Source organism: Effusibacillus sp. SKA8 (assembly GCF_058273125.1).
In genome coordinates this window covers 375,474-401,972 of record NZ_JBZCSF010000001.1, presented here as the reverse complement: position 1 = coordinate 401,972, position 26,499 = coordinate 375,474, and the positions used below count along the sequence as shown (strand labels likewise).

Sequence of the window (26,499 nt, the reverse complement as noted above, 5' to 3'; positions counted from 1 at the left end):
GGATGAAAAGGATGATTGTTGTTGGGATTCTAACCACAAAATTGATGGAACGGGCAAACCTGCGTGACATCATAAGAACCGGAAAACGCATGAGAATCCCCGTTTATGTACTTCCGCTTGAGGGAATCGATCTCAACGGCAAAACGTGTGTGGGATATACTTGGAACGGAGTTTGGGAAAAGACCGTTTGCCCGCTGCCGACGGTGGTGTACAACCGGATTTTGACACGCAAAGTCGAACAACGGGATGATGTGCGGCAATTGATGGCGGAATTGCAGCGGCTCGGGATTCCGCTGTTTAATCCCGGTTATTTCGACAAAGGAGAATTGTACAGAATCGTCGGCAGGAACCCTGATACCTCCGATCTTCTACCGGAAACGGAATACCTGCGCTCTCCCGTACATTTGAAACAAATGCTCGAAGCGTACCGCCAGTTGTATGCGAAGCCGGTTCAGAGCTATGCGGGCAAAGGGATACTTCGCATCGATTACGCATCAAACGGCGCATGGGTGCATTCGCTGATGAACGGCAGACAGATCGTTCGCTTCGAGAGCATTCGAGCTTTGTTTGACAAACTGTCCCGAAATCGACGGTACAAGAAATACGTATTGCAAAGAAGCGTTCCCCTGGCAAAAGTTGACGGACACACTTACGATTTGCGGGTGCTGGTGCAAAAAGACGGATGCGGACAATGGGATGTAACCGGGCTGGGCGCGCGGGTGGCTCCGGAGTACGGAATCGTTACGCATGTTCCCAACGGAGGATTTATCCGAGGGGCAAAAGAAGCTTTGATTGCAAGTTTTGATGCCAAAGGATACCTGATTTTGGAAGATGTGAAAAAAAACGCTCTGAAACTTGCAAAAGTGATTGAGCGGGAGATACCGGGGATTCTCGGTGAAATGTCAATGGATATCGGTGTCGATCAATCGGGCAAACTTTGGTTTTTTGAAGCCAATGCCAAACCCGGCAAATTTGACGAGCCGGAGATTCAAAGCTTATCTGTTCAACGATTGCTGGAGTTTTGCAGATTTTTGGCGGCCAACCGATCGCTGGCCGAAAACAGCAGATAAAACGGAGCCCACTCGGCCGGTTCGGGTGGAAAATTCGGCAATGGCAACACGGGCGGTGATTGCAAATCAGCGTTCTGTTTGAGCTCCTGCCCGAGCTTTCACAGTTTCCGTCTCGTCGTGTTCGTTTTTGCTTTCAATCCGCCATGCTTCCGGGTTGCCGAAGTAGGCGTTGGTCAATTCTTCAGAAACCTCCAGGCTCTGATTTTTTCCGGCCATCATGCTCCAGATGTTCTTCAGAAGTTTGGGGGTGCGCATGTCATGGCTCACCTTCCGTATCAAGAAAATGCAAGTACCATGGTCAATACCTGTAATTAGTATGTAATTAGTATGAACAATTGCTGGCGGTTTTATCGGAGAATCGATCGATTTGATTCGGCGGGACCACCTGTGATATAATTTTAAATATCCCCGGAACCACGGGGTTTTTTTCTGCTGTAAATCCCGTTTTTTGACATAAAGTCATCAAAGAAGGGAGTGGCGAAGAATGAGCGATTTGTTGCAATTGGAAGATCTGACGCGGGAACAAGGCGATACGCACCGTCCGACGCTTGTGGAGCGGCAAAGCGTCGACTACCGGGCGATCGCGAAAAATGTCGGCCGGATTGGGGAAGGCAAGAAATATCATATCAAAACCTATGGCTGTCAGATGAACGAGCACGATACGGAAATCATGGCTGGTATGCTGGAAGAGATGGGTTATGCTCCGACTTCCGACTACGAAGAAGCCGATTTTATTTTGTTTAACACTTGCGCGGTTCGTGAAAACGCGGAAGACAAGGTGTTTGGCGAAATCGGCCGCCTCAAACCTTTGAAAAACCGCAATCCCGAGCTGATTCTCGGGCTGTGCGGTTGTATGGCCCAAGAACAAGTCGTCCAGCAATTGGTGGCAAAAACCTATCCCTGGGTCGATCTTGTGTTCGGGACTCATAACCTTCACCAATTGCCGGAGCTGGTCGACCGGGCGCGCAGTTCGCAGGAAACCATCATTGAAGTATGGGACAAGGCCGGAGAAGTGATCGAAAATCTGCCGAAGATCCGCATGGAGGGGATCCGCGCATGGGTCAACATCCAATACGGCTGCAACAAGTTCTGCACTTACTGCATTGTGCCCTATACACGGGGACGCGAACGCAGCCGATTGCCGGAAGATGTGGTGGCGGAAGTCAAAGAGCTGGCGGCCCAAGGATTTAAGGAAGTTACCCTGCTCGGTCAGAATGTCAACGATTATGGCATCGATTTGAAGGCGTACGATTTTGCCGATCTGCTCGCTGCAGTGAATGAAGTGGAAGGCATTGAGCGAGTCCGCTTTACCACCTCCAATCCGTGGAACTTTACGGATAAGCTGATCCAAACGATCGCTCGCTGCGAGAAAGTGGTCGAGCACATTCACCTGCCCGTTCAATCCGGCAACAACACGGTTTTGCGCCGGATGAACCGGGGATATACGCGGGAATTCTATCTCGACTTGGTTAAGCGGATTCGGGAAGCGATTCCGAACGTCTCCCTGACCACCGACATTATCGTCGGATTCCCGGGCGAGACGGAGGAACAGTTCCTCGATACGCTTCGTCTCGTTGAAGAAGTCAGATTCGACAACGCCTACACCTTCATCTATTCTCCGCGGGCCGGGACTCCGGCGACCCGTTTCAAGGAACAGGTTCCGGAAACGGTTCAAAAGCGGCGCCTGCAGCGCCTGATGGACTTGCAAAACCGGATTTCACGCGAAAGCAACGAAAAGATGAAGGGAAAAGTCGTCAAAGTTCTGGTCGAAGGGGGATCGAAAACGAATTCCAACGTATTGCAAGGCCGCACTGCGACGAACAAGCTGGTCTTGTTCGAGGGCTCAAAAGATCTGGCGGGCCGTCTTGTCGATGTCCGGATTACCGAACCGCAAACCTGGACGCTGAAAGGCGAACTGCTCCCCGAAAAACGGGAGCAGGCTGTTTAACCTTAAGTGCTGCAAGAGAGCGCGGATTGCCCGTGCTCTTTTTTATTGGGACTTCATGCTATAATAGAAACAAGCAGGATGTTCGGAGGATGCTATGGCTCGTTATACACCGATGATGCAACAATATCTCGCGATCAAAGAACAGGCGAAGGACGCATTGCTGTTCTTCCGGCTGGGAGATTTTTACGAAATGTTTTTTGAAGACGCCGTCACCGCCGCCAAAGAGTTGGAAATCACTTTGACCGGGCGGGACGGGGGCATCGGGGAGCGCATTCCGATGTGCGGCGTCCCTTACCACTCCGCCGATTCCTATATTCAGCGGTTGATTGAAAAAGGTTACAAAGTCGCCGTTTGCGAACAGGTGGAAGATCCCGAGCTGGCCAAGGGAATCGTCAAACGCGAAATCGTGCGGGTCGTCACCCCCGGAACGATTATGGACGGCAAAGCGGTGCAGGAGAAAAACAACAATTACATAGCCGCTCTCGTCCAGGAAGGGGATCTCTACGGATTGGCGTTTTGCGACATCACGACGGGAGAGTTTTTTGTCGCCGAAAGTTCGCCCCAGTCCTTTTGGGACGAATTGCAACAATTTCAACCGGTTGAGGTGGTGCTTCCCGCCGCGGAAGGTTACGAATCGCTGACGGAAGACATTCGCGGGCGGATCGCGTGCTCAATTACCGCAGGCCAGCCGAATTCCCATTTGGAATCGAAGGCGGCTTCGCTTTTGAAAGAGCATTTTCAATTGCTTTCCCTCGAGTCGATCGGACTGGGGGATGCGAAGACGGCGCTCCGGGCGGCCGGCATGCTGCTTGCCTATTTGGAAACGACGCAGAAGCGAAATCTTCACCACCTGAAAAAACCGCTGCTGCTGACAAGGGAAACCCACCTTATCCTCGACGCTTTTTCCCGCAGGAATCTGGAACTGACCGAAACGATCCGGGAGAAAAGCCGTCACGGATCGCTTTTGTGGCTGCTGGACAAGACTGTCACGGCAATGGGCGGAAGGTTGTTGAAAAAATGGGTCGAACGTCCGCTGGCGGTCCGCGCGCAAATCGAACACAGGTTGAACGCGGTGGAAGAATTGGCGGACGAGCTGCTGCTAAGGGAAGATCTCCGGCAGATGCTGCAGGAGGTGTATGACCTGGAACGCCTGATGGGACGCGTGGCGTACGGTTCCGCGAACGCGCGGGATCTGCTTGCGATCAGCAGTTCGCTGGCCGTGCTTCCGGATTTGCGGGGCCGCTTGCTGAATTGCCGCAGTCCGCTGTTGCGGGAAATCGGCCAAAACATATTGGAGATGAACGAACTGGTCGATTTGCTGCAGCGAGCGATTGTGGACGAACCGCCGGCGGGAGTCCGGGACGGGGGCTTGATCCGGGAGGGATTCGACGAATACCTGGATAGGCTGAAACAAGCCAGCCGTGAGGGCAAACAGTGGATTGCGCGGCTGGAACAGCAGGAGAGGGACAAGACGGGCATTAAGTCGTTGAAAGTCGGCTTCAACAAAGTATTTGGCTATTATTTGGAAGTTACCAAGGCGAACGTTCATCTCGTGCCCGAATACTATGAACGGAAGCAAACCCTCGCCAACGGTGAGCGCTATATCACGCCGGAATTGAAAGAAAAAGAGGCTTTGATCCTGGAAGCGGAAGACAAGATGGTCGATCTGGAATACGAATTGTTCATTCAAGTCCGCGACCGGGTAGCGGCTGTGCTGCCCGACATCCAGCGTGCGGCGGAAGCGATCGCCCAGATCGACGCCCTGCAGTCCCTTGCGACTGTTGCGGTTGAGCGAAGATTCTCAAAGCCGGTGATCACCGATTCGGATCGCCTGGTGATTGAGGAGGGACGCCATCCGGTTGTGGAGGCGGTTCTCAAACACGAGGCGTTTGTGCCCAACGACACGCTGCTCGATTGCGGCGCCAATCAGATTGCGCTGATCACGGGGCCCAACATGGCCGGAAAGAGCACCTACATGCGGCAAGTGGCCCTGATTGTCATTATGGCGCAAATGGGATCCTTCGTGCCCGCGAAAAAGGCGGAAGTCGGCATCGTCGACCGGGTGTTTACGCGGATCGGCGCTTCTGACGATCTGGCCGGCGGCCAGAGCACGTTTATGGTCGAAATGGTCGAGCTGGCTAATATCCTCCATCACGCCACCCGCCGCAGCTTGATTGTCTTGGACGAAATCGGGCGGGGGACGAGTACGTTCGACGGCATCTCGATCGCCCAGTCAGTCGTCGAGTTTTTGCATCAATCGCCGACAGCGGGAGCCAAGACGCTATTTGCCACGCATTATCACGAACTGACAGAGCTGGCCAACCGCTTGCCCGGTGTGACCAATTACTCGACTCATGTTCAGGAAAAAGGCGACTCGATCGTGCTTCTCCGCAAAATCATCGCGCAACCGGCCGACCGCAGCTACGGAATTCAGGTTGCAAAGCTGGCAGGCCTGCCTGCAGAGGTGCTGGATCGGGCGAAGGAAATCTTGCATGCGCTGGAGAATACACAGTTATCCGGCTGGCAGACTGCGGCAGCGGAAGCGGCTTTTGAACGGAAGAGCGGGCAAACCGCTCAGTTGTCGCTGTTTGATGCGCCCGTGCAGGAGGTCGTTGCCGAATTACGGTCGTTGAATCTGCTCAACATGACTCCGCTCGAAGCGTTGACGACCCTTTACCGGTTGCAGCAGATGATCGAGAAGGGATGATGACAAGTGGCGAAAATTCAAGTCATGAGCGACCACTTAGCCAACAAGATCGCCGCCGGTGAAGTGGTGGAACGCCCCGCTTCCGTCGTCAAGGAACTGGTGGAAAACGCGTTGGATGCGGGAGCCACCGCAATTGACATTGAGCTCCGGCAAGGCGGACTGGAATGGATCCGGGTCTCCGATAACGGGTCCGGCATCGAAGCAAGCGATGTCCCGATCGCGTTTGAGCGGCATGCGACATCCAAAATTCGGGAGGACAAGGACTTGTTCCGCATCGCGACACTGGGATTTCGCGGCGAAGCGCTGCCTTCGATCGCGGCGGTGTCCCGCATCGAGCTGAAAACGCGGACGGAAGACAGCCCGGCGGGCACGTTTCTCCGGATTGAAGGGGGCAAGATCCAAGAAACGGGTGTGACAGCCGCCAAAAAAGGGACAGAGCTGATTGTGCGGGATTTGTTTTTTAACACGCCCGCCCGGCTGAAATATTTGAAATCGATCCAGACGGAATTGAGCCACGCCGCCGATTTTGTGGAAAAAATGTCATTGGCCCGCCCGGACGTCGCTTTCCGGTTGACCCACAACGAACGCGTGTTGGTCCAAACGACCGGGGACGGCAAACTTTTGCACGCTGTCGCCGCCGTTTACGGTCGTGAAATCGTGAAGCAAATGGCGCCGGTGGATTGGGAAAACTACGATTACCGGGTCACGGGATTGGCCGGATATCCGGAGTTAAACCGGTCCAACCGGAATCACTGCACTTTTTTTGTCAACGGCCGGTATATCAGGAGTTATCAGTTGTTTAACGCCGTACAGGCGGCTTACCGTACCCGGTTGCCGATCAACCGTTATCCCGTGTGTGTGCTGCACCTGACATTGGACCCGTCGCTAGTGGACGTCAATGTCCATCCGACTAAGCTTGAAGTGCGGTTTTCAGAAGAAAAAGACGTGTTTTCCTGCGTGCAAACCGCCCTGGAAACGGTATTGCAAAAACAAACCTTTATTCCCAAGGCGATTCCGAGCCAACCGGGGAACGGCTTTTCAAGGCGGCCGGCGGAAAAATCGAAGCAGCCGGAATTGTTGTTCGACAAGCCGGTTTCCGTGCAATACGGCGCCGGTCACAAACTTTCGGCCGGAGTTCGCGAAACGGAGGCTGGCGTACAAAAACCCGACAATCGCATCGCGAAAGAAGCGGCGTTGGAACTGTATCAGCCGGTGAACGATGCCGCGGTCTCCGAAGGGGGAGGCACGGATCCGGGGACAACCGGGAAATTGGCAACGGATGAAAAGGCGTTGCCGGCTTCCGAATTGCAAGAGGCCGGCAAAAGGGTACCCCGTTTCCGGCCGGTCGCGCAGGCGCTGGGGATGTATGTGATTGCCGAAAGTGAGGAAGGGCTGTATATTATTGATCAACATGCGGCACACGAGAAAGTCCTCTATGAAAAATTCAGCAAACGCCTGCGGGAAAAGGAAATTCGTCAGCTGCCGCTGCTTGTGCCGCTGACTCTCGAATTGCCGCCTTCGGAGGGGCAAAAACTGAAGAAACAATTGCCGCTGCTGGCCGAATATCAGATGGAAATCGAACAATTTGGCGGAGGGGCCTTTCTGGTCCGGTCGGTTCCCGACATCTGGGGAGGGCTGGACATTCAAAGATTGGCAACGGAATTCATCGATGAGTTTCTGGCCGAGGGGCAAATCAGGGATCCGCGTTCGTCGATCGAAGACAAGATCATTACAAAAGCGTGCAAGTCGGCGATCAAAGCCAACCAGTGGCTGTCGATGCCGGAAATGACCGCGCTTTGCGAGCAGTTGTCCGAACTGGACAACCCGTTCACTTGCCCGCACGGCCGTCCGATCATCATTCACATGACGACATACGATCTCGAAAAACAATTTAAGCGAGTGATGTGATATCGATTCCCTTGTGGTTACCACCGTATCGGAAGCGTCTTTGTCCCAGATCAAGTCGGCGAAAAAACTGGCAGAAGAACTGAAAGCCGATTACGTCCCCCGCCGGACCACCGTCAACAAAATGAGGCGGCGGTTCGGCAAACGGTGGATTCTGGTTGTCGGCGAGCGCTTGACTCTCCATGTTGACGGCAAAGAATTGTTTTTTCACCCTTCGATGGCGGTCGTTCGCGTCAAACGCCTGCTTTCGGGCGAGACGGATCCGGCAGTGGAAAAAAGCGGCGTGCGGCAGGGAGATGTGGTGCTTGATTGTACGTTGGGCATGGGCGCAGACGCTATTGTGTTTGCACATGCGGTAGGTCCGGAGGGCAAAGTGATCGGGATCGAACAAAACCCCGTTTTGGCGGTTCTTGTGCGCGAGGGCCTGCGCTCCTGGCAAACGGATGTGCCCGAATTGGCAAGCGCGATGCGGCGCGTCGAGGTGCTGGCGGGCGATCATCTCGATTACATGCGGCGGCTGCCGGACCGTTCCGTCGATGTCGTGTATTTTGATCCGATGTTCCGGTCGACGGTCCGGGAGGCGGTCAATTTCGACCTGGTGCGAATGCTGTCCGTATCCGACCCGCTGACGCCGGAAGCGGTGAAGGAAGCCAGACGAATCGCCCGCAAATCGGTCGTCCTGAAAGAACGGATCGACAGCGGCGAATTCGAACGGCTTGGATTCCCGGAACCCTGTCAACGGTCCAGTTCTTTTACATACGCTGTGATTCGTGTGCAGGAGAAGGAGGGATCAGGTTGACGCAACAACGCGGGCTGATTGTTGTGGCCGGACCGACCGCCGTAGGGAAAACCCGGCTGAGCGTCGAATTGGCTGCTGTTTTTGACGGGGAAATCATTTCAGCCGACTCCATGCAAATCTATCGCGGGATGGACATCGGCACCGCGAAAATCGCCCCTTCGGAAATGCGGGGAGTCCCGCATTGGGGCATTGACATCGTCGATCCGGACATTCCCTTTTCCGTGGCCAACTACCGGGAGTTGGCCGACCAGTGGCTGGCGAATATTTGGCGGCGCGGGCGCCTGCCTTTTTTGGTGGGGGGAACGGGGTTATACATACGCGCTGTTACCGAAGAGTACCAATTTACCGGATTTGCCGGGAATCCCGATTTTCGCAAAACTCTCGAGGAAGAGGCCCGCTTGCAAGGCCCTGAGGCTGTGCACCGGCGCCTGGCCAAAATCGACCCGGTGACGGCCAAGCGCCTTCACCCCAACGATTTGCGGCGTGTCATCCGCGCATTGGAAATCTATGAATACACAGGGATTCCGATGTCGCAAGCAGTTGCCCTGAGCCAAGGGAAAACCCGCTTTCCGACATTGAAAATCGGTTTGACCATGCATGACCGGCAGCAGCTTTACGAGCGAATCGACCGCCGGGTGGACCTGATGTTGGAAGAGGGGCTTGTGGAAGAAGTCAGATCTCTGGTTGCCAAAGGGATGCACAGCGATTTGATTTCCATGCAGGGAATCGGGTATAAAGAAATTATCGATTATTTGCAAGGCCGGATGTCGCTTGAGGAAGCGGTGGCTGCGATTAAGCAAGGGTCCAGACGGTATGCCAAGCGACAATTGTCCTGGTTCAGACGGGACCCGGACATTCACTGGTTTGAAGTGGACCGGTTGTCGTGGGATCAGCTTTTTCGCGACTGTTTTCAATTCGTGAAGGAATTTCGGCGTCGTCTCGCGAATACAGTTGAAATAAAAGAGGATGGGGGTACCAGACCGTGAACAAACCGCAAATCAATATTCAGGATACGTTTCTCAACCAGATACGCAAGGAGAACATCCCGGTGATCATCTATCTGGTCAACGGGTTTCAAATACGCGGAGTGGTGAAGGCGTTCGACAATTTTACAGTAATTGTGGAGGTGGAAGGAAAGCAGCAACTGGTTTACAAACACGCCATCTCCACGTTTACTCCCATGCGTAACGTCAACTACACTCCGGAAGCGTAAAACGGCTGCACACATTTGACGCCAACCTTTGACGGTTGGTGTCTGCTTGTTTTTGCATATCCGCCGTGAGAAATGCACACGATATGCTAAGCTGAAGGGGAAAGAAAGATGGAAGATCCGAGAAAATAGCGTAGAAAAGCGTAGGAAAAGCGTAGGAAAAGCGTAGGAAAATAGTTGATTGTTTTTGACAAATGGATTATACTTTCAGGCATAAAGGGTTGAAGGAGTGAAAAATTGTCATGGCAAAAACTTGGGTAGATAAAGATACCTGCATTGCATGCGGGGCTTGTTATTCCACTGCTCCGGATGTGTACGAAGCTGACGACGAAGGCTACGCATTTGTGAAACTTCCGGGCGGAAAAGAAGGATTTGTAGAAATTCCGGAAGAATTTGTCCAAGACGCAATGGATGCGCGGGACGGTTGCCCGACTGAATCCGTAAAGTGGGAAGACTAATCCCGCATCTCATATGATACGATTCTCAAACAAAACCCTGTGAGGGACTGCGCCTCACGGGGTTTTGTTTTTAGGCGTTCACCTATTTCCGACCGCTTGCGTATGATGAAGCAATCTCTGCAAGTGAGGTGAAAGATATTGAACAAGAGCGGTCGGCGCCCGTCCGACGTCTATCAGAATCTCGATGAAATCCTTGATCAGTTTCGGTCCGGACAAGTGGCGCTGAATGACGCACTTCGTCGCCTCAGTCTGCAAGACAAACCCGTAATGGCACGCGACAAAGGCCGCTCGCAATCGCAGCAAGATTCCGCCAGATTCCAGGCGGCGCTACAGGAATTGGAAAATATGATCGGATTGCGCCAAGTCAAAACTCTTGTCAAGGAGATTTTCGCGCTGATCCAAATCCAGCAGCGTCGGCAAGCGGTGAAACTGGCCGTGGAGCCGGTCGTCCTGCATATGATTTTCAAGGGCAATCCGGGCACCGGAAAGACGACCGTGGCTCGTATTTTAGCACGTCTTTTGAGAGAACTCGGTTTTTTGTCGAAAGGGCATTTGATTGAAGTCGAACGGGCGGATTTGGTGGGAGAGTATATCGGACATACGGCGCAAAAAACCCGCGAGCAGGTGAAAAAAGCGCTGGGCGGCGTGCTTTTCATCGACGAAGCCTACAGCCTGGCCCGCGGCGGTGAAAAAGACTTCGGCAAGGAAGCCATCGACACGCTGGTGAAGGCGATGGAGGACCACAAGAACGATTTTGTGCTGATTCTGGCCGGCTATGGGTACGAAATGGATTTGTTTTTGCGCACCAATCCGGGATTGCCTTCCCGCTTCCCGATCACCGTTACATTCGACGATTACGAAGAGGCGGAGTTGGTGCAGATCGCGAAACAGATGCTGCGTAAGAGGGAATACCGCCTCTCCCAGGAGGCGGAACAAAAATTGCGGGCCCATCTCAGATACGCGTTGGCCCACGACCGCCGAAACTTTTCAAACGCAAGGCTGGTTCGCAACATCATCGAACGGGCGATCCGCCTGCACGCCGTTCGATTGCTGGACGTAAAAGGAGCCACAAGGGACGATTTGATGCTGATCCTTCCGGAAGATCTGCCTCTCGAGGAGGGAGAGAGCGCGTGAAAAATTGCCTCGTCGTCGGACGAACAAATGTCGGCAAAACGATCTTTTGCGTGAATTTTGCGGAATTCTTGGGACTGCACCGGCTGGACGTTTACTATCAGTTGCCGGATGGAACCACGCGGCAGCGAAAATATGATCTTTCATCGGCCCGCCACGAATTGTCCGGCCTAGGCCAGCACAAAACGAGGTCGCTGCAGTCGATCCGGTTGGATTTGCCGGGAGGAAAGGGCACCCGTAAATTTAAACTCACCGATTCGACCGGGTTGACGGACGGAATTCATCCGGACCGAGGGCTGCGGGAAGCGATGGCGCAAACTCTCGCCGAATTGCAAACCGCCGATTGCGTGCTGCATCTGGTGGATCTGGGCGAAGTGGCCAAAACGGGCGGCCTGCGGGCAATGGGGGAATTGGACGTTCAAATTGCGGAATTGGGCGGATACAAGGACGGATATGCGATGCTGGCCAACAAAATCGACCTGCCCGGCGCCAAAAAAGGACTGGCGATTTTACGGGAAGAAATGGGAGACATGCGGATCATCCCCATCTCGGCCATTTACCGGCAAGGGTTTCGTGAGGTGAAAGAGTATGTTTGGCGACTGGTTTAGCTGGTGGGTCGAACTGCTGGGGATTGTGCTGACGGGTACGGCGATCAAATGCATGGACGATTTGCTGGATGTCGAATATGACCAGTGCGTCGGCCGGCAGACGGTCGCCGGAAAGCTCGGCAAAGCGATATTGCCTTACGCCCTTTTGCTGGTGGCAATCGGTGTGTTTGTGGCCAGAGAAACCGCGCTGGTTCTCTTTCTGGCAAGCTATGCAATCGGAATGGGGCACGATTTGCGCGAAAAGATGCCGACCCGTCTGCCAGGCTGGGCGGAAGGCCTGATCGCCGTCGTATTGGGCATGCTACTCGCCGGACCCGTCACAATGATCTGGGGATTGTTAATCATTGCCGCAATCCAATTTTTGGACGATCTGGTGGACATCTATAAAGATTCGCAAAGTGGGCAGAGGAATACGGCGGTGCAAATCGGGATTGTTGAAACCACGCTGCTGACGCTGATCTGTTTTTTGGCGGCTTTGCTCTTGCGGGCGGAGGGTTCTGTGCAGGTGTTGCTGGCTACTCCCTTGATTCATATGATTCTTGAACTTGTGGGAGGAGAGTAAATGGTACCCATAACGTGGACGTTTTTGACGATTCTGGTGTTTTTGTTGATCGGATACGGGTTTGGCCGGCGGCAGGGGATCCGGTGGGGGCGCCATCTGGGGAAGGCGGAATCCCGGATCCGTCTCCGACAGGAAAGCTTGCAGGCAGGCGTGTGCAAAATTTGCGATCGTTCGTTTGAGTAACAAAGCGCTCATGATGGGCGCTCTTTCTTTTGTTACGGACCCGCCGCCGAATTGGGCGAATGTCAAGGGAGCTTGATTGTGCTACAATTTGGAAGTCAAGCCCGGTCTGCAAGAACGACCGGCTGGCTTATGTATGAAATCAACTGAAAAAGGAGCCGATTCTTATGATTGAACGTTTTGTGAAGGATAAACAGTTGGCTGAGATGGCCGGAGAAATAAAAATTCAGATTGATCCCGCGATCAAGCGGATTGAAGCGATCGTACTGCACAACCAGGCCAAGGTGCTGGCCGCTTTTCAAGACGCGCAGGTCAGCGATTGCCATTTTGCCGCATCCTCCGGATATGGCTATAACGACCGGGGAAGGGAAATCATCGAACAGGTGTATGCGTCCGTGTTTCGAACGGAGTCGGCGTTGGTACGGCCCCATATCACCTCGGGCACCCATGCTTTGGCACTGGCTATGTTCGGGGTGCTGCGTCCCGGGGACGAGCTTTTGTACATTACCGGCTCGCCTTACGACACGCTGGAAGAAGTGATCGGCGTTCGCGGGCGGGAAGGCGATGGCTCGCTCCTTGATTTTGGGATTGCGTTCGATTCCGTGGCGTTAAGAGACAATCGGATCGATTGGGAAGTGGTCGGCCGCCGTATCAAGCCCAATACGAGGATGATTGGGATCCAAAGATCCTCCGGTTATGCCTGGCGGCCTTCTTTCTCAGTCGAGCAAATCGGCGAGATGGTGCGTTTTGTGAAAAATATCAAACCGGATGTCGTTGTCATGGTCGACAATTGCTACGGTGAATTCACGGAAACCCGGGAACCCGCCGAAGCGGGTGCCGATCTGGTTGTCGGATCGCTGATCAAAAATCCGGGCGGCGGACTTGCACATGCCGGCGGTTATCTGGCAGGACGGGCGGATCTGATCCACAAGGCCGCATGCCGCTTGACCGCGCCGGGGATCGGCATGGAACAGGGCGCGATGCTGGGGACGAACCGGAATATTTTACAGGGGATTTTCATGGCTCCCCATGTGGTTGGAGAAGCTTTAAAAGGCGCCGTGTACGCAGCCGCCTTGTTTGAACGGGCAGGCCTTGAAACCTTTCCAAGGTGGAACGAGCCGCGAACCGATATCATTCAAGCCGTGCGTCTGAGATCAAAGGAGCGGTTGACCGCCTTCTGTCAGGCCATCCAAGCGGCAGCTCCCGTCGATTCCCATGTTACACCCGAGCCTTGGAACATGCCCGGATACGGCGATCCCGTCATCATGGCAGCCGGAACGTTTGTGCAGGGATCTTCGATCGAACTGTCAGCCGATGGTCCAATCCGGGAACCCTACATCGGATTCATGCAAGGAGGATTGACATACGAACACGTGCAGGTGGCGGTCCTGTCGGTTTTACAGACATTGAAACAAAAAAATCTGCTCTAACTCGAGTCTGCTTTAATTTTAAAATGTAAACTTCCATAACATCCGTTGACAACTTAAGTTCCTTATAACTATAATACTGATAGTTGACAATTCTATTATTCAAGTTTAAACATCGGGAGGAGCCGGGAGATGGATCAAACAACAATCAAGCAGCTTGTAAAAGAAAACGGTGTTGAATTCATCATACTCCAATTCGTGGACGTATTGGGAAACCTGAAACATCTGGAACTTCCAATCAGCCAACTGGATAAGGTGCTGGAAGGAGACATCATGTTCGACGGATCTTCGATCCTGGGATTCGCGTCGATTGAAAACTCCGATATGTACCTGAAGCCTGATCTGTCGACTTTTGCCGTACTGCCCTGGTCGGAAGGAAAAGAAGCTCGCATCATTTGTGATGTCTATACGGGCGATCAAAAGCCGTTCGAAGGGGATCCGCGCTCTTGTCTCAAGCGGGCGCTCGAAAAAGCGAAGGCTCTTGGTTTCGAAGGCTTGAATGTCGGGCCGGAACCGGAATTTTTCCTGTTCCCGATTGACGCTAACGGGGAACCCGTTTTTACGCCGCATGACGGCATTGGATACTTTGATGCGGGCGCACAGGATAAAGGGCAAAAAGTGCGGCAAGACATTACTCGCACTTTGCATGCACTCGGGTTTGAGGTGGAAGCGCTTCACCACGAAGTGGCATTTGGTCAGCATGAGGTTGACTTTAAATTCGGCAATGCATTGCTGACAGCCGACCGCATTGCCACCTTCAAATGGGTTGTAAAGGAAGTCGCACGTAAACACGGTTTCTATGCGAGTTTTATGCCGAAACCGATCGCGCGGATCAATGGTTCCGGCATGCATGTTCACCAATCTTTGTACACTTCGGAAGGCAATGCCTTTTATGACGAAAGCGACGAAATCGGACTTTCCGCAGTAGCACGTCATTACATTGCGGGAATTCTGGCCCATGCCAAAGCGTTTGCAGCCGTTACCAATCCGACTGTCAACTCATACAAGCGCCTGGTACCCGGATATGAAGCGCCGTGCTATATCGCTTGGTCCTGCTCGAACCGTTCCGCTTTAATCCGGATCCCGGCCGCTCGGAAAGCGGCGACCCGCATTGAAGTCCGTTGTCCGGATCCGATGGCGAATCCATACTTGGCTCTCGCCCTTATGCTCGTATCCGGTCTGGACGGAATCGAAAAGAAACTCCCGCTTGTTCCGGAAGTGAAAGAGAACATTTACCATATGTCGGAAAGCGTTCGTGCCGAATATGGAATCGAAGCGCTTCCGGCCGATCTGAACGAAGCTTTGAACAACTTGACCCAAGATGAAGTTTTGAAAGACGCTCTCGGTTCCCATCTCTATGAAGCGTATGTTTCCTTGAAAAGAGAAGAGTGGGATGAATACCGTTTGGAGGTTCATCCTTGGGAACTCAAGCAATACAACTAACACCCGACAAAACGACAAAAGAATAGTGAGTTTGCAGATTCCCTGACGGTTATTGTCAGGGAATTTTTAATGCCGTATAAGGGAATATGATCTGTAATGTACTTTTACAGGGTTTTGACAACTTTTCCTGTCAGGGAATATAATAGAAATACTTAGGTCGAAAAGGAGGGGGACAAGATGAACGACGAACTTCGCCGTAACCTGGCCCTTTTTCCAATCGGAATCGTGCAGAAGTTGACCGAGTTGACGCCGCGCCAGATTCGATATTATGAACAACATGAATTGATCCATCCGGCACGAACGGAAGGCAACCAACGGCTGTTTTCGTTCAACGACGTTGAACGGTTGCTGGAGATCAAAAAACTGATCGATCAGGGACTCAACATGGCTGGTATCAAGAAAATGCTGGGAGTCCAAACGTTGCCTTCGCAACTGCCGGAGAAGGAAGAAGCAAAGCAAGAGGCCATGAAGATGAAGGATCTTTCCGAACAGGAGCTGCATGAACTGTTGAAGAAAGAACTGATCATGCGTGGCCGACCTGGAATGCCTGGTTCTTTGATCCAAGGGGAGTTGTCGCGGTTTTTTCATTAAATTGAAAAATTGAGATTGGTCATCTTTGCGGCATTTCGATGCCGCTGATACATAAAAAGGGGGAAACCTGATGCCACACAATTATACGGCCAACGACATTTTACGCATGGCAAAGGAGGAAAACGTCCGTTATATCCGATTGCAGTTTACAGATTTACTCGGTGTCATCAAGAACGTGGAAGTACCGGTTTCACAATTGGATAAAGTGCTTGAGAACAAAATGATGTTCGACGGTTCTTCGATTGAAGGCTTCGTTCGCATCGAAGAATCTGACATGTACTTGTATCCGGATTTGAACACCTGGTTGATCTTTCCGTGGGAAACGGAACACGGTAAAGTCGCCCGTCTGATTTGCGACATTTACATGCCGGACGGCACTCCGTTTGAAGGAGATCCGCGTGGCACTCTCAAACGCGTTTTGGCTGAAGCGAAGGAGATGGGCTTCACGGCCATGAACGTAGGTCCGGAGCCGGAGTTTTTCCTTTTTAAACTTGATGAAAACGGCAACCCAACAATGGATGTGAACGACAAGGGCGGTTACTTCGACTTGGCTCCGCTCGATCTTGGTGAAAATTGCCGCCGTGAAATTGTGTTGACCCTCGAATCGATGGGCTTTGAAATCGAAGCTTCGCACCATGAGGTGGCGATCGGTCAGCATGAGATCGATTTTAAATACGCGAATGCGGTGACCGCCGCCGACAACATTATGACCTTCAAACTGGTGGTCAAAACGGTCGCCCGCAAATACGGCTTGCATGCAACCTTTATGCCCAAACCGATTTTTGGAATCAACGGCTCCGGCATGCACTGCCATCAATCTTTGTTCAAAGGCAAAGAAAATGCTTTCTACGATGAAAACGATGAACTCGGTTTGTCGAAAACCGCCAAGCATTATCTGGCAGGTATTCTTGCGCATGCTCGCGGTTTTGCGGCGATTACAAATCCGACCATTAACTCTTACAAGCGGCTTGTACCGGGCTACGAGGCTCCTTGCTATGTGGCATGGTCGGCGAAAAACCGTTCTCCCCTTGTCCGGATTCCGGCATCCCGTGGTCTGTCCACCCGTATCGAAGTACGGAACCCGGATCCCTCCTGCAACCCGTATCTTGCGCTTGCTGTTATGTTGAAAGCGGGTCTTGATGGGATCCAGAAAGAGCTGCCGCTTCCGGATCCGGTTAACCGCAACATTTACATCATGACCGAAGCGGAAAAAGAACAAGTCGGCATTCGTTCGCTTCCGGCATCCTTGAAAGAAGCGGTGGATGAACTTCTCGCGGACGATGTGATTCGTTCCGCTCTTGGCGACCACATTGTAACCCACTTTGTTGAAGCGAAGCTGATCGAATGGGATATGTTCCGCACTGCGGTGCATGACTGGGAACGCGATCAATACTTGACAACCTATTAAAGGACGCGATTTCTGAAATCAAAAGGAAAAGCCACCTGATTTAAGGTGGTTTCTTTTTTTGAGCACAATGCGGAGACTTTAGGTTACGTAGCGGAAAACCCCGATTACTTTTCCCAAGATGGTCACGTTCTTGTAACGAAGGGGGGGCATGGCGGAATTTTCCGGTTGGAGGCGAACATGATCCGCTTCTTTGTAAAATCTCTTTACGGTCGCTTCATCGTCCTCCGTCATCGCAACCACAATTTCTCCGTTGCGGGCGGTTTGCTGCTTGCGGACGATAACCAGATCCCCGTCATGGATCCCCGCTTCGATCATCGAATCCCCTTGTATGGTCAGCAAAAACACTTCCGCATCGCCAACGAAATGAGCGGGAAGAGGGAAGTAATCTTCCACGTTCTCAATTGCCGTAATCGGATTGCCAGCTGTAACTTTACCGATAATCGGCGCCATCACGGTGGACACATTGCGTTGCGAAGCGGCAGAGTCCGCAACGAGAATCTCGATCGCACGAGGTTTGACCGGATCGCGACGGATAAGCCCTTTTTGCTCCAGGCTTGCAAGATGTCCGTGGACCGTTGAGCTTGACGCAAGCCCGACAGCATTACCAATTTCGCGAACGGAGGGAGGATAGCCTTTCTTGCGCACTTCTTCTTTGATAAAATCCAAGATTTGCTGTTGGCGTTTGGACAATTTCATAACCGCAATCTCTCTCCTAACCGTACTAGAAATAGAAACGAATCATAAATTCTTACTAGACCGATCATAACACAAAGCAGGGAAAAACACAAACATAAGTTCGGTTTTGTCTTGACACGAACTTATGTTCTGTTTAATAATTTGGATATGGAACTAATGTTCGCGAAAGGGAGATTATCCATGATTGCCAAGCCAAAACATTCGATCCTCAGCAACAATATCCAACATAACCCGGGAAACTCTAAGGAAAGCAAGCAGGAAAAAACGTTGTTTTTAGTGTTTGTCGCAATTCTCGTTGTATTTATAGGGGCTAATTTTCTGGGGGGAGCGGAAGCATATGGCAGCAATACTGAAAAGACCGTGGTGGTGCAACCGGGAGATACGCTCTGGTCGATTGCCGCGACCTATTATCCGGAAAAGGATATTCAAGAAGCGATTTGGCATATTCAACAGTTGAACGGGTTGAAGTCCGCCAAACTGCAAATCGGAACGGAATTGAGATTGCCGGTGTTTTAGAGGAGCAGGATTGAAACTTTCCCGTTAATCATGTAGATTGCATGGTAGAGGGGTGAACAGCATGTCAGTTGAAGAACACCGTAAGGAAGCTCCAGGGACCGTATCCTGCATGGTGATCACGGTAAGTGACACGCGTACGGAAGAAACGGATAAAAGCGGACAACTCATCATGAAGCTTTTGCGGGAAAACGGACACCAAGTGACAGATTACCGAATTGTCAAAGATGAATACGATTTGATTCGAAACTTGATTGCGGAAGGGGCCGCTTCATCGGATATTGACGCCATTTTGCTAAACGGCGGTACCGGCATTACAGATCGCGACACTACATATGAAGCTGTGGATTCGATGTTGGACAAGAAGATGCCGGGATTCGGAGAAATTTTCCGTTATTTGAGTTTCACGGAAGACATCGGCCCTGCAGCAATCCTCAGCCGCGCCATCGCCGGAGTGTGCAACGGAACAGCCGTGTTTTCGATGCCTGGTTCGTCCGGTGCGGTAAAACTAGCCATGACCCGCATCATCATTCCTGAGTTGGCACACGTAATGCGAGAAATTTACAAAGATAAAAAAAGATAAACAAAAATGATAAAAAGAAGGAAAACAAGAAAGATAAACAAGGATTGAAAAAAGTTTGGTTGACAGACAGACGAAGAGACCGAAAATATCCCAGTCTCTTCGTCTCTTCTGCGGTTTCCTCCCATCTCCGTTGTATTTACAACGTATACGAATGTATTTACGAAGCGTTAGGCGGTGTTTTATCCGAGGAGACCAGGCGGTTGACTTCTTCCTCTTGAAGAACTCGCTTTAATACTTTACCTACCATCGTTTTAGGAAGTTCTTGGCGAAATTCATACAAACGGGGTACTTTATAAGCGGCTAACCGTTCCCGACAATGCTCATCCAACTCCTCCGCTGTGACCGAATGTCCCTCTTTAACAACAACGAAGGCTTTGACGGTTTCGCCGCGATATGGGTCCGGAATCCCCAACACGGCGGCTTCCTGGATTGCGGGGTGTTCGAATAGGACTTCTTCCACTTCGCGTGGATAAATGTTGTATCCGCCGGCAATAATCATATGTTTCTTGCGATCCACAATGTAAAAGTAGCCTTCCTCGTCCATAATTCCAATATCTCCCGTCAATAGCCAACTGTCTTTCAAAACCTTTTCCGTTTCGGCAGGACGGTTCCAATATCCTTTCATCACCTGCGGACCTTTTACCATCAACTCGCCCGGTTCCCCCGGCTTCACTTCTTCCAAAGTGTCAGGGTTTACGATCTTGGCCTCCGTATCGGGCCAAGGCAATCCGATCGAACCGTTTTTTCGTTTACCCCAAATCGGGTTACAATGGGTAACCGGGGAAGCTTCCGTCAAACCGTAGCCTTCGACCAGTTTACCGCCAGTCAAGGTTTCAAATTTTTCTTGGACTTCCAAGGGAAGAGGAGCTGAGCCACTAATACAAGCTTCGATCGAGGAAAGGTCGTATTTCCTGATGTCGGGGTGGTTCAGCAACGCAATATACATGGTGGGCGCTCCGGGAAAGAGGGTCGGTTTTTCTTTCTGGATAGCGGCCAACACGTCTTTCGGTTGGAATTTTGGCAAGAGGACCATCTTGGCGGCCATCATCACGGCCAGATTCATGCCGACAGTCATACCGTACACGTGAAAAAAGGGGAGTACACATAAGATCGTTTCCTGGCCCGGTTTGCATTTCCACATCCAATGTTTGGCTTGCACCGAGTTGGCTACCAGATTTGCGTGAGTTAACATCACGCCTTTTGAGATACCTGTGGTTCCGCCAGTGTATTGAATCAAGGCAAGATCATTCGCCGGATCAATGACTGTCCGTACCGGCTTTGACGAGGACTGCGCCATCAAATCTCGAAATGACAATATTTTGTCGTTGTAGGCGATCTCCATATACTGCCCGTTTTTGCGTGCTTTGATCGAATAGAGAATGTTTTTGGGAAACGGAAGATATTCTTTCATACTGGTCACAATCACTGTATGCACAGTTGTACCTTGAATCGCATTTTTCACTTTCGGATAAAGCAGATCGAGACACACAAAAACGGCAATGCCCGAATCGGATGTTTGATGGTGAATTTCCCGTTCCGTATACATCGGGTTGAACAGCACAACAACAGCACCCGCAAAAAGAGTTCCGTAATACGCGATAATGCTTTGCGGACAGTTTGGCAGAACAATCCCGATGCGGTCGCCTTTTTGAATTCCAAGGGAGTGCAGGGCATTCGCGAATTTATAAGATTCTTCAAGCAATTTTGAATATGAAATCATTTTCCCCATAAATGAAACTGCCGCTTGGGCCGGATAAGCCGAGGCGGATTGCTCCAAGAAACTCCCGAGCGGTTGATCCGGGTAATTCAACTCTAACGGAATTTCTTTCGGATAGTGCTGAGCCCAAGGTAAATCTGACATAGGATTCCCACCCTCCATCTGTCTCTTAATTAAAATGATAACATGATCCGACCAGTCGGTCAAATTTTAAATTTTACGATAATATTTTGTGGATATTTTGTGGATAACTGTTTGATTTAGCGTCAAAACTATTGAATACCTAAGGATTTTTACTGTTGAACGGCAGGATTTTCGGCGGTTTTACAGAATATATTTGGTATCTTTCGCAGAAAGGGTGTATTGGATGAACAAAGCTGATCTCATCGCAACTGTAGCCGAAAAGACGTCTCTGAAAAAAGGGGAGGCAGAAAAGGCGGTCAACGCAATCCTTGATTCCATCGGAGAAGCGTTGAAAAACGGAGAAAAAGTTCAATTAATCGGATTCGGAACATTTGAAACCCGCGAGCGTTCCGCCCGAACCGGCCGTAATCCGCAAACCGGACAAGAGATTACCATCCCGGCATCCAAAGTTCCAGCATTCAAGCCAGGTTCCAGTTTAAAAGAACTCTTAAAGTGATTTACAGATAAATTTCGCAGTTAAGTAAAATTTGCAGTTAAGCGGTACATATTTACAGTACATATGCGTTTTTCTTACTTTGGACGCGCTTCTTGTTACAGGAGTGCGTTTTTCTTTAACATATGCGTTTTTCTTAACATACATAATAGTGATTATAGCGATTCGTCATCTTTCTTTGAAAGCGAAAAAGCTTCTGGAGAAAGGGGAAATCTCCCATTACTCCAAAAGCCGTCCCGAATACGTAAAGATTCTTCAAGATTCTTCGATAAAAAATTCCCAAACATGAATTACCAAACATAGGGGTAGGGGGGATAATAGTAGGGGGTCGCGGTAGCTACTCCTGCAGCAAATCCTAAAGTAAGGCCCGCCAATGCGGCAAACGGTATGAAAAAAGCTCCCCAGAAGACATTTGCAGCACGATGCGAGTCTGTGTTACCGCTATTATCAGCCGTTTCAACCTGCAGATCCGATTTCAATCCGGATGCATATGCAGTAGTTGGCAATAAATAGATGCCGTCAGTGGTAACTCGTTGCAGAATTCCCTGATAACACTTTCCGCTAATATGGTATACGGTTACTGGCTGGTTTATGAATTTCAGACATTTATGATACATCGGATGTACCATACTTGAATCCTCCTTTCTTCTTCTTTTTTTCTTCGCACAACAGATCAAAAAATGAAAAAATGCGGCTGATTTAGGAAACACAGCCTCCTTTCAAATCGGAACTATCATAGCTTATGTATTGGTTGCTTTGACTGAAACGGCGGAACCACTACTTTGTTGGCCTAATGGAGCAACTGGTTTGAAATAGAGTCCGATAATATATCTTATGTTAACTTTTAAGAAAATGTAGAGTAAGCTGTAGAGCGGATAACCCCCTTTATTTCAGAGTCCATCTCCCTTATTCTCGACTTTTCATCCTTATCCAACATGTTTAGGAGATCCCTAGTCGCCCGCGGATCAAGTCCGATAAACGGCTCGTCTACGACATACATCGACGGCTTATGCAGAAAACCGAGGATAAGCATCATTTTTTTGCTGCATCCCTTTGGAAAAGCTTGATGTTCCGGAATATAGGCACAAGTCCCCCGTTCATTATTTCCGTCCCCATGAAACCGGATCGTTCCGTTCATTTCCGGAAGCAAACCCAAGATCGCCTGCGTCACTCCTTGTCCTTACCTGTTGAATATATATTTGCAATCATCCTCCATAGAGCTCTTTTGCAACTGCCAGTAACTGATCCGCCGTCATCGTTTTCCATTTTCTCGCACAACAGAATCTGAACTTGCTGCCGGTTCCGCACGGGCAGGGCTGATAGGGGTCTTCCGGCGCCAGTCTGGCGAGTAGAGCCTGCTTCAGATCGGACAAATCTTCCATGACGGAAAAACCGAGCACATAATGCAATTCCAGCCGGTCGCAAATCTGCGCGATTCGATCGGCTCTTTCCTCCGAGTTTACATCAATGACGATCGGCCGTTGTTCAGATCCAAGCAGAGCCGCACCGCTTCTCCCGCTTGTCAATCTCGCCCGGTTTGGAAAATGTTCACGGGGTTGCAGCGCCTCCTTTTGCTTGGGGTGCTGTCCTGCGACGGACAGAGGCTTATCCAGTGTCCGTTCATTGACCGGCAGTTCCTCGCGGCGAGGCCCCATGAACATTTCGGCCAGCGGCTTGAACGAATCGGGATCATCGGGATGAAGCTCAAAGTCCAGCAGCCTCAGCGCCCGCTCATCCGAATGACTGACGCTCTGGCCGGCGCTTTCCCGTGCAACAGCAACTTCCTGTTCGGTCGGCAAAAAAGGGATGCTCTGGCAAGAATCCAGATGAATATGAAAAAGACTTTGCAAACCGTCAGCGAGCATGTCCCTCATTTTGATGACCTTCATTTTTTCGTAAAACGGGGCGCTCGTAAGCATCATGCGAAAATGGTACGCCGCTTTTTCCATTTCACCGATATGAGCCAGCAGATTGCCCAAGGAATAGTGGGACTCCATTTGCGTCGGATCCGCTCGCAACGACTGCTCAAAAGCAACCGCCGCCAAGTCCGGTCGTCCGCCTTGATAGTACAGATTGCCAAGACGGTTCCACAAATAGCTATCCTGACCGGATGTCTGCAACTTCTGCAGAAAGTACTCTTCCGCGTCACTCGCCCAACGCGGACGGCTTCCGTCAAACAATGTGATTTCACCTGTTGAAAACCGATTGTTTTCAGTGTGTTGGCCAGCAAGCAATCCTGCTATAATGCCAAACCCGAGGGAATATGACGCATCTTCCCATTTTCCCGCGTTGTTGCAATGCTTGCAGCGAAAATAAGCTGTCGCCTGGATGTAGTCCAGAAACTCTGTCTCCGCTTCGGGATTCGTAGACCCTTGTTTCTCCCGATCCGCCATCCACCGGTTGGCATCAAACATCACATGCCCCAAGTCATATTGTCCTTTTCGGCCGCAATGTCCGCAGACCAGGTAGTGTTTGTTCGGCTTGTATGGGGCAGGAACCCGTTTTTTCCTGCACGCCGCGAGTCGCCCATATTCACCGGGCAACATGTTGACAGTCGGCTTGTCCGGCAGATCCTCCCGTTTTTGCCCGGTAATGGTGCAGATCAGCCGGGGGTTGATGGCTGCATGCAAATTCGTCATTGTCACATCTCCTCTCTCATGAAAACAGTCCGTTTTTTCCCCGGTATCCCATCGCATGGTACCCTTGAACGGCGTATACGCCATCCCTGCCTTTAAAGTAGCGACGGAAACAGGCAATCTTTTCCCAATTGGAGAGTGTTTCGTTACGACAGCCGAACTCTCCGTTTGATGCGGAAAGGACAAGTCCGAAGTTTCCGCCCTGGAGCATGTCAGCGAGCTCAGGCCGGAAAGCCCACATCAATCAAAAATCTCTTTCAGCTCAACGCTCACCCCTTCGCATATCCCCAGAGCCACAGTGTCATTCTTTCCATGTACTTGCGGTTCAGTGAATACATTGTCAGACCAGCGAAATACCTCCACCGTCTGGTTATGCGGATCCACGATCCAAAATTCCCGTACGCCCGCCAATCGGTAGCGCCTTAACTTGACACTCCTGTCCTTGACAGCCGTTGCCGGAGACAACACTTCCACGAGCAGATCGGGGGCACCCACGCAACCTTTTTTGTGGATCTTCGACGGGTCACAAATCACGGTGATATCGGGCTCCACATAGGTTCCATCCGCATCTCCGTCCAGCCACACACCGAAAGGAGCAACAAAAACGTTGCAAGGCTTCCCTTTTAAATTCGCATAAAGTTCGCCGCTCAGCCGGGTGACGATCGCCTGATGTTCCGACGTCGGAGGCGGCGTCATATCGTAAACAACGCCGTCAATGAGTTCAAAACGTTCCGGCACCTCCATTTGTTCCTGCAGTTCCATCATCGACACCTCCCTTCCTTCATTCCGTGCCTGTTCATTATCTATCATTATACCCCACGTCTCCCTGCAATGCGATACAGGATAGCCTCGCTGTCTATCGGGGCTTGGCCGTCCAGTGGATACCCATTTTAAAACCCTCTTCCCTGCAAATCGGGAAGAGGGTCTCTGAGAAAACCATTTCACCGTGCCAGGCGAACACTGTGGCCCAATGAAACCAGCGAGCGCCAGGCAGTCGCTGTCGTCGGATACCGTTGTGGATTTCGCGGTTTTCCGCAGTTCGGCCGGAACGGGCGGCCCCTGTATCAGACAAACGTTAGAGACTCGAGAATTTCCCGCAAACTCAATTCGGCGCAAGCGATCGAATCGTCCGATACGCCGTAATACATCCTGATAGTGTCCCCTTCCACCAACGCGCCGCAGGAGAACACCACATTGCCAAAAAATCCGGCCCGTTCGTAATCGGTTTCCGGTTCCAACACCGGCTGCTCCGACCGGGCGATCACCTGCCAGGGCCGCTCCAGATCCAGCAGCACCGCCCCCATGCTGTAGCGGTTGTTTTGATCGGCCGCATGGTACAGTTCCAACCACCCTTTTTCCGTCTTGATCGGCACGGCGCCGCCGCCGAGCCGAACTGTTTCCCATCGGTTTTCGCGCAACCCCAGTAAAAACCGATGGTTTCCCCAATACAGCAGGTTGTCTGACTCCGCAATCCAGATTTCGGGCGCCCCCAGCCCTTTCGGCACGGGGCGGTGCAGGGCGTAGTACTTGCCGTTGATTTTTTCCGGAAACAGCAGCACATCCTTGTTTTCCGGAGCAAAAATCAGCCCGTGCCGCTGCACATGCCGGAAGTCTTTGGTGGAGGCCATGCCGACGGCCACCCCCACCTGCGACACAGATGTAAACACGATGTAGTATGTATCCCCGATCTGGGTGATCCGCGGATCCTCAATACCAAACGTTTCATATTCCGTTTCCGGAAACAAAAACGGCTGGTCATCGACTGTGAACCGGCGTCCGTCTTTGCTTCTTGCGATGCGCAGATAGGAAATTGACGTCAGGGCCTGGAACCGGTGGCTGCCCGTTTCCTGGATCACCCGCGGGTCGGAGTAATCGTATTTCGGGTCGTCTCGCCGGAATTCCAGGATCTTCAGTTGATGGGTGGAACGATCCAACCGCGTCGCTTTCACAATCGCCGGGTCGGAGCTGGCGGGACGTTCCGCCACCCGCAGCAGCAGGATGATTTCATCCTGGTATTTGGCCACCCCTGCGTTGAACGCCCCGATCACTTCAAAATCGTCGCGGTGCGGCTTCACATTGGCGGGCTTCAACAGCGGATTTTCTTCATACCGGTATACGTTCATGCTTTCCCTCCCTGCAAGCCTCGTTCGCAACCTCTTGTGCGCTGGGGACGACAGATCGTCACTCCGACCAGTCACCTCGTGGGTATCCCGCACAGAAAACGGTCGTTTAACGCTCCTGCCATCGAACTGCTCCACTTTTTATTATAT

The 26,499-nt window shown here is 51.5% G+C and carries 26 protein-coding genes; 19 read left to right on the top strand and 7 right to left on the bottom strand.

The annotated features are described in order from the left end of the window. Nucleotides 1–11: 11 nt before the first annotated feature. The gene (locus AC4ED1_RS02060; RefSeq protein ID WP_490935735.1) at nt 12–1,070 is read left to right on the top strand and encodes a YheC/YheD family endospore coat-associated protein; all 1,059 of its coding nucleotides are present in this window, start codon (nt 12–14) and stop codon (nt 1,068–1,070) included. Between the two features lie 66 nt (nt 1,071–1,136). On the opposite strand, the gene AC4ED1_RS02055 is transcribed toward AC4ED1_RS02060, so the two are convergent. Then, nucleotides 1,137–1,325 (bottom strand): hypothetical protein, encoded by a 189-nt coding sequence (locus AC4ED1_RS02055; protein ID WP_490935734.1) that lies wholly within the window; start codon nt 1,323–1,325, stop codon nt 1,137–1,139. Nucleotides 1,326–1,554: 229 nt separating this feature from the next. On the opposite strand from AC4ED1_RS02055, the gene miaB reads away from it, so the two are divergent. The 15 genes from miaB (at nt 1,555) to glnA (AC4ED1_RS01980) (ending at nt 17,447) form a co-directional block, all read left to right on the top strand. Then, the gene (miaB, locus tag AC4ED1_RS02050; RefSeq protein WP_490935733.1) at nt 1,555–3,018 is read left to right on the top strand and encodes a tRNA (N6-isopentenyl adenosine(37)-C2)-methylthiotransferase MiaB; all 1,464 of its coding nucleotides are present in this window, start codon (nt 1,555–1,557) and stop codon (nt 3,016–3,018) included. Between the two features lie 94 nt (nt 3,019–3,112). Next, nucleotides 3,113–5,725, top strand: coding sequence for a DNA mismatch repair protein MutS (gene mutS, locus AC4ED1_RS02045; protein ID WP_490935732.1), 2,613 nt, complete (start codon nt 3,113–3,115; stop codon nt 5,723–5,725). Between the two features lie 6 nt (nt 5,726–5,731). Further along, nucleotides 5,732–7,633 (top strand): DNA mismatch repair endonuclease MutL, encoded by a 1,902-nt coding sequence (mutL, locus tag AC4ED1_RS02040; RefSeq protein WP_490935731.1) that lies wholly within the window; start codon nt 5,732–5,734, stop codon nt 7,631–7,633. Nucleotides 7,634–7,673: 40 nt separating this feature from the next. Continuing rightward, nucleotides 7,674–8,429: a class I SAM-dependent methyltransferase gene (locus AC4ED1_RS02035; protein ID WP_490935730.1), complete on the top strand. Its 756-nt coding sequence runs from the start codon at nt 7,674–7,676 to the stop codon at nt 8,427–8,429. Continuing rightward, on the top strand, nt 8,426–9,415 hold the full coding sequence (gene miaA, locus AC4ED1_RS02030) for a tRNA (adenosine(37)-N6)-dimethylallyltransferase MiaA (protein WP_490935729.1): 990 nt from the start codon (nt 8,426–8,428) through the stop codon (nt 9,413–9,415). The genes AC4ED1_RS02035 and miaA overlap by 4 nt, the downstream gene beginning before the upstream one ends. After that, on the top strand, nt 9,412–9,642 hold the full coding sequence (gene hfq / locus AC4ED1_RS02025; RefSeq protein WP_490935728.1) for an RNA chaperone Hfq: 231 nt from the start codon (nt 9,412–9,414) through the stop codon (nt 9,640–9,642). The genes miaA and hfq overlap by 4 nt, the downstream gene beginning before the upstream one ends. Nucleotides 9,643–9,881: 239 nt before the next feature. Then, nucleotides 9,882–10,097, top strand: coding sequence for a ferredoxin (locus AC4ED1_RS02020; RefSeq protein ID WP_490935727.1), 216 nt, complete (start codon nt 9,882–9,884; stop codon nt 10,095–10,097). Nucleotides 10,098–10,235: 138 nt separating this feature from the next. Further along, entirely contained in the window at nt 10,236–11,231 is a 996-nt protein-coding gene (gene spoVK, locus AC4ED1_RS02015) for a stage V sporulation protein K (protein ID WP_490935726.1), read from the top strand. Then, complete coding sequence (locus AC4ED1_RS02010; RefSeq protein WP_490935725.1) at nt 11,228–11,836, top strand: GTPase; 609 nt, start codon at nt 11,228–11,230, stop codon at nt 11,834–11,836. Before spoVK ends, AC4ED1_RS02010 begins: the two co-directional genes overlap by 4 nt. Next, nucleotides 11,817–12,398, top strand: coding sequence for a hypothetical protein (locus AC4ED1_RS02005; RefSeq protein ID WP_490935724.1), 582 nt, complete (start codon nt 11,817–11,819; stop codon nt 12,396–12,398). The genes AC4ED1_RS02010 and AC4ED1_RS02005 overlap by 20 nt, the downstream gene beginning before the upstream one ends. Next, on the top strand, nt 12,399–12,581 hold the full coding sequence (locus tag AC4ED1_RS02000; RefSeq protein ID WP_490935723.1) for a hypothetical protein: 183 nt from the start codon (nt 12,399–12,401) through the stop codon (nt 12,579–12,581). It begins immediately after the preceding gene. Between the two features lie 164 nt (nt 12,582–12,745). After that, complete coding sequence (locus AC4ED1_RS01995) at nt 12,746–14,008, top strand: methionine gamma-lyase family protein (RefSeq protein ID WP_490935722.1); 1,263 nt, start codon at nt 12,746–12,748, stop codon at nt 14,006–14,008. Nucleotides 14,009–14,137: 129 nt separating this feature from the next. Further along, entirely contained in the window at nt 14,138–15,448 is a 1,311-nt protein-coding gene (glnA, locus tag AC4ED1_RS01990) for a type I glutamate--ammonia ligase (protein ID WP_490935721.1), read from the top strand. A gap of 177 nt (nt 15,449–15,625) precedes the next feature. Then, entirely contained in the window at nt 15,626–16,039 is a 414-nt protein-coding gene (locus AC4ED1_RS01985) for a MerR family transcriptional regulator (RefSeq protein ID WP_490935720.1), read from the top strand. Between the two features lie 70 nt (nt 16,040–16,109). Then, on the top strand, nt 16,110–17,447 hold the full coding sequence (gene glnA, locus AC4ED1_RS01980; protein WP_490935719.1) for a type I glutamate--ammonia ligase: 1,338 nt from the start codon (nt 16,110–16,112) through the stop codon (nt 17,445–17,447). A gap of 78 nt (nt 17,448–17,525) precedes the next feature. Here the strand turns inward: glnA (AC4ED1_RS01980) and lexA are convergent, their stop codons facing one another. Next, entirely contained in the window at nt 17,526–18,143 is a 618-nt protein-coding gene (gene lexA, locus AC4ED1_RS01975; protein ID WP_490935718.1) for a transcriptional repressor LexA, read from the bottom strand. 180 nt (nt 18,144–18,323) lie between these two features. On the opposite strand from lexA, the gene AC4ED1_RS01970 reads away from it, so the two are divergent. Next, on the top strand, nt 18,324–18,659 hold the full coding sequence (locus tag AC4ED1_RS01970; RefSeq protein ID WP_490935717.1) for a LysM peptidoglycan-binding domain-containing protein: 336 nt from the start codon (nt 18,324–18,326) through the stop codon (nt 18,657–18,659). 61 nt (nt 18,660–18,720) lie between these two features. Further along, entirely contained in the window at nt 18,721–19,239 is a 519-nt protein-coding gene (locus tag AC4ED1_RS01965) for a MogA/MoaB family molybdenum cofactor biosynthesis protein (RefSeq protein WP_490935716.1), read from the top strand. A 157-nt stretch (nt 19,240–19,396) separates the two neighbouring features. Here AC4ED1_RS01965 and AC4ED1_RS01960 read toward each other — a convergent pair whose 3' ends face one another. Beyond that, on the bottom strand, nt 19,397–21,100 hold the full coding sequence (locus AC4ED1_RS01960) for a long-chain-fatty-acid--CoA ligase (RefSeq protein ID WP_490935715.1): 1,704 nt from the start codon (nt 21,098–21,100) through the stop codon (nt 19,397–19,399). Between the two features lie 223 nt (nt 21,101–21,323). Here AC4ED1_RS01960 and AC4ED1_RS01955 point away from each other — a divergent pair, with 223 nt between their 5' ends. Continuing rightward, the gene (locus AC4ED1_RS01955; protein ID WP_490935714.1) at nt 21,324–21,596 is read left to right on the top strand and encodes an HU family DNA-binding protein; all 273 of its coding nucleotides are present in this window, start codon (nt 21,324–21,326) and stop codon (nt 21,594–21,596) included. 287 nt (nt 21,597–21,883) lie between these two features. On the opposite strand, the gene AC4ED1_RS01950 is transcribed toward AC4ED1_RS01955, so the two are convergent. The 4 genes from AC4ED1_RS01950 to AC4ED1_RS01935 form a co-directional block, all read right to left on the bottom strand. Further along, nucleotides 21,884–22,222 (bottom strand): hypothetical protein, encoded by a 339-nt coding sequence (locus AC4ED1_RS01950; RefSeq protein ID WP_490935713.1) that lies wholly within the window; start codon nt 22,220–22,222, stop codon nt 21,884–21,886. 576 nt (nt 22,223–22,798) lie between these two features. Continuing rightward, nucleotides 22,799–24,232, bottom strand: coding sequence for a tetratricopeptide repeat protein (locus AC4ED1_RS01945; protein ID WP_490935712.1), 1,434 nt, complete (start codon nt 24,230–24,232; stop codon nt 22,799–22,801). Nucleotides 24,233–24,469: 237 nt separating this feature from the next. Further along, entirely contained in the window at nt 24,470–24,991 is a 522-nt protein-coding gene (locus AC4ED1_RS01940) for a Uma2 family endonuclease (RefSeq protein WP_490935711.1), read from the bottom strand. Nucleotides 24,992–25,293: 302 nt separating this feature from the next. Further along, entirely contained in the window at nt 25,294–26,352 is a 1,059-nt protein-coding gene (locus AC4ED1_RS01935) for a BtaManbiosPhlase (protein WP_490935710.1), read from the bottom strand. Nucleotides 26,353–26,499: the final 147 nt, after the last annotated feature.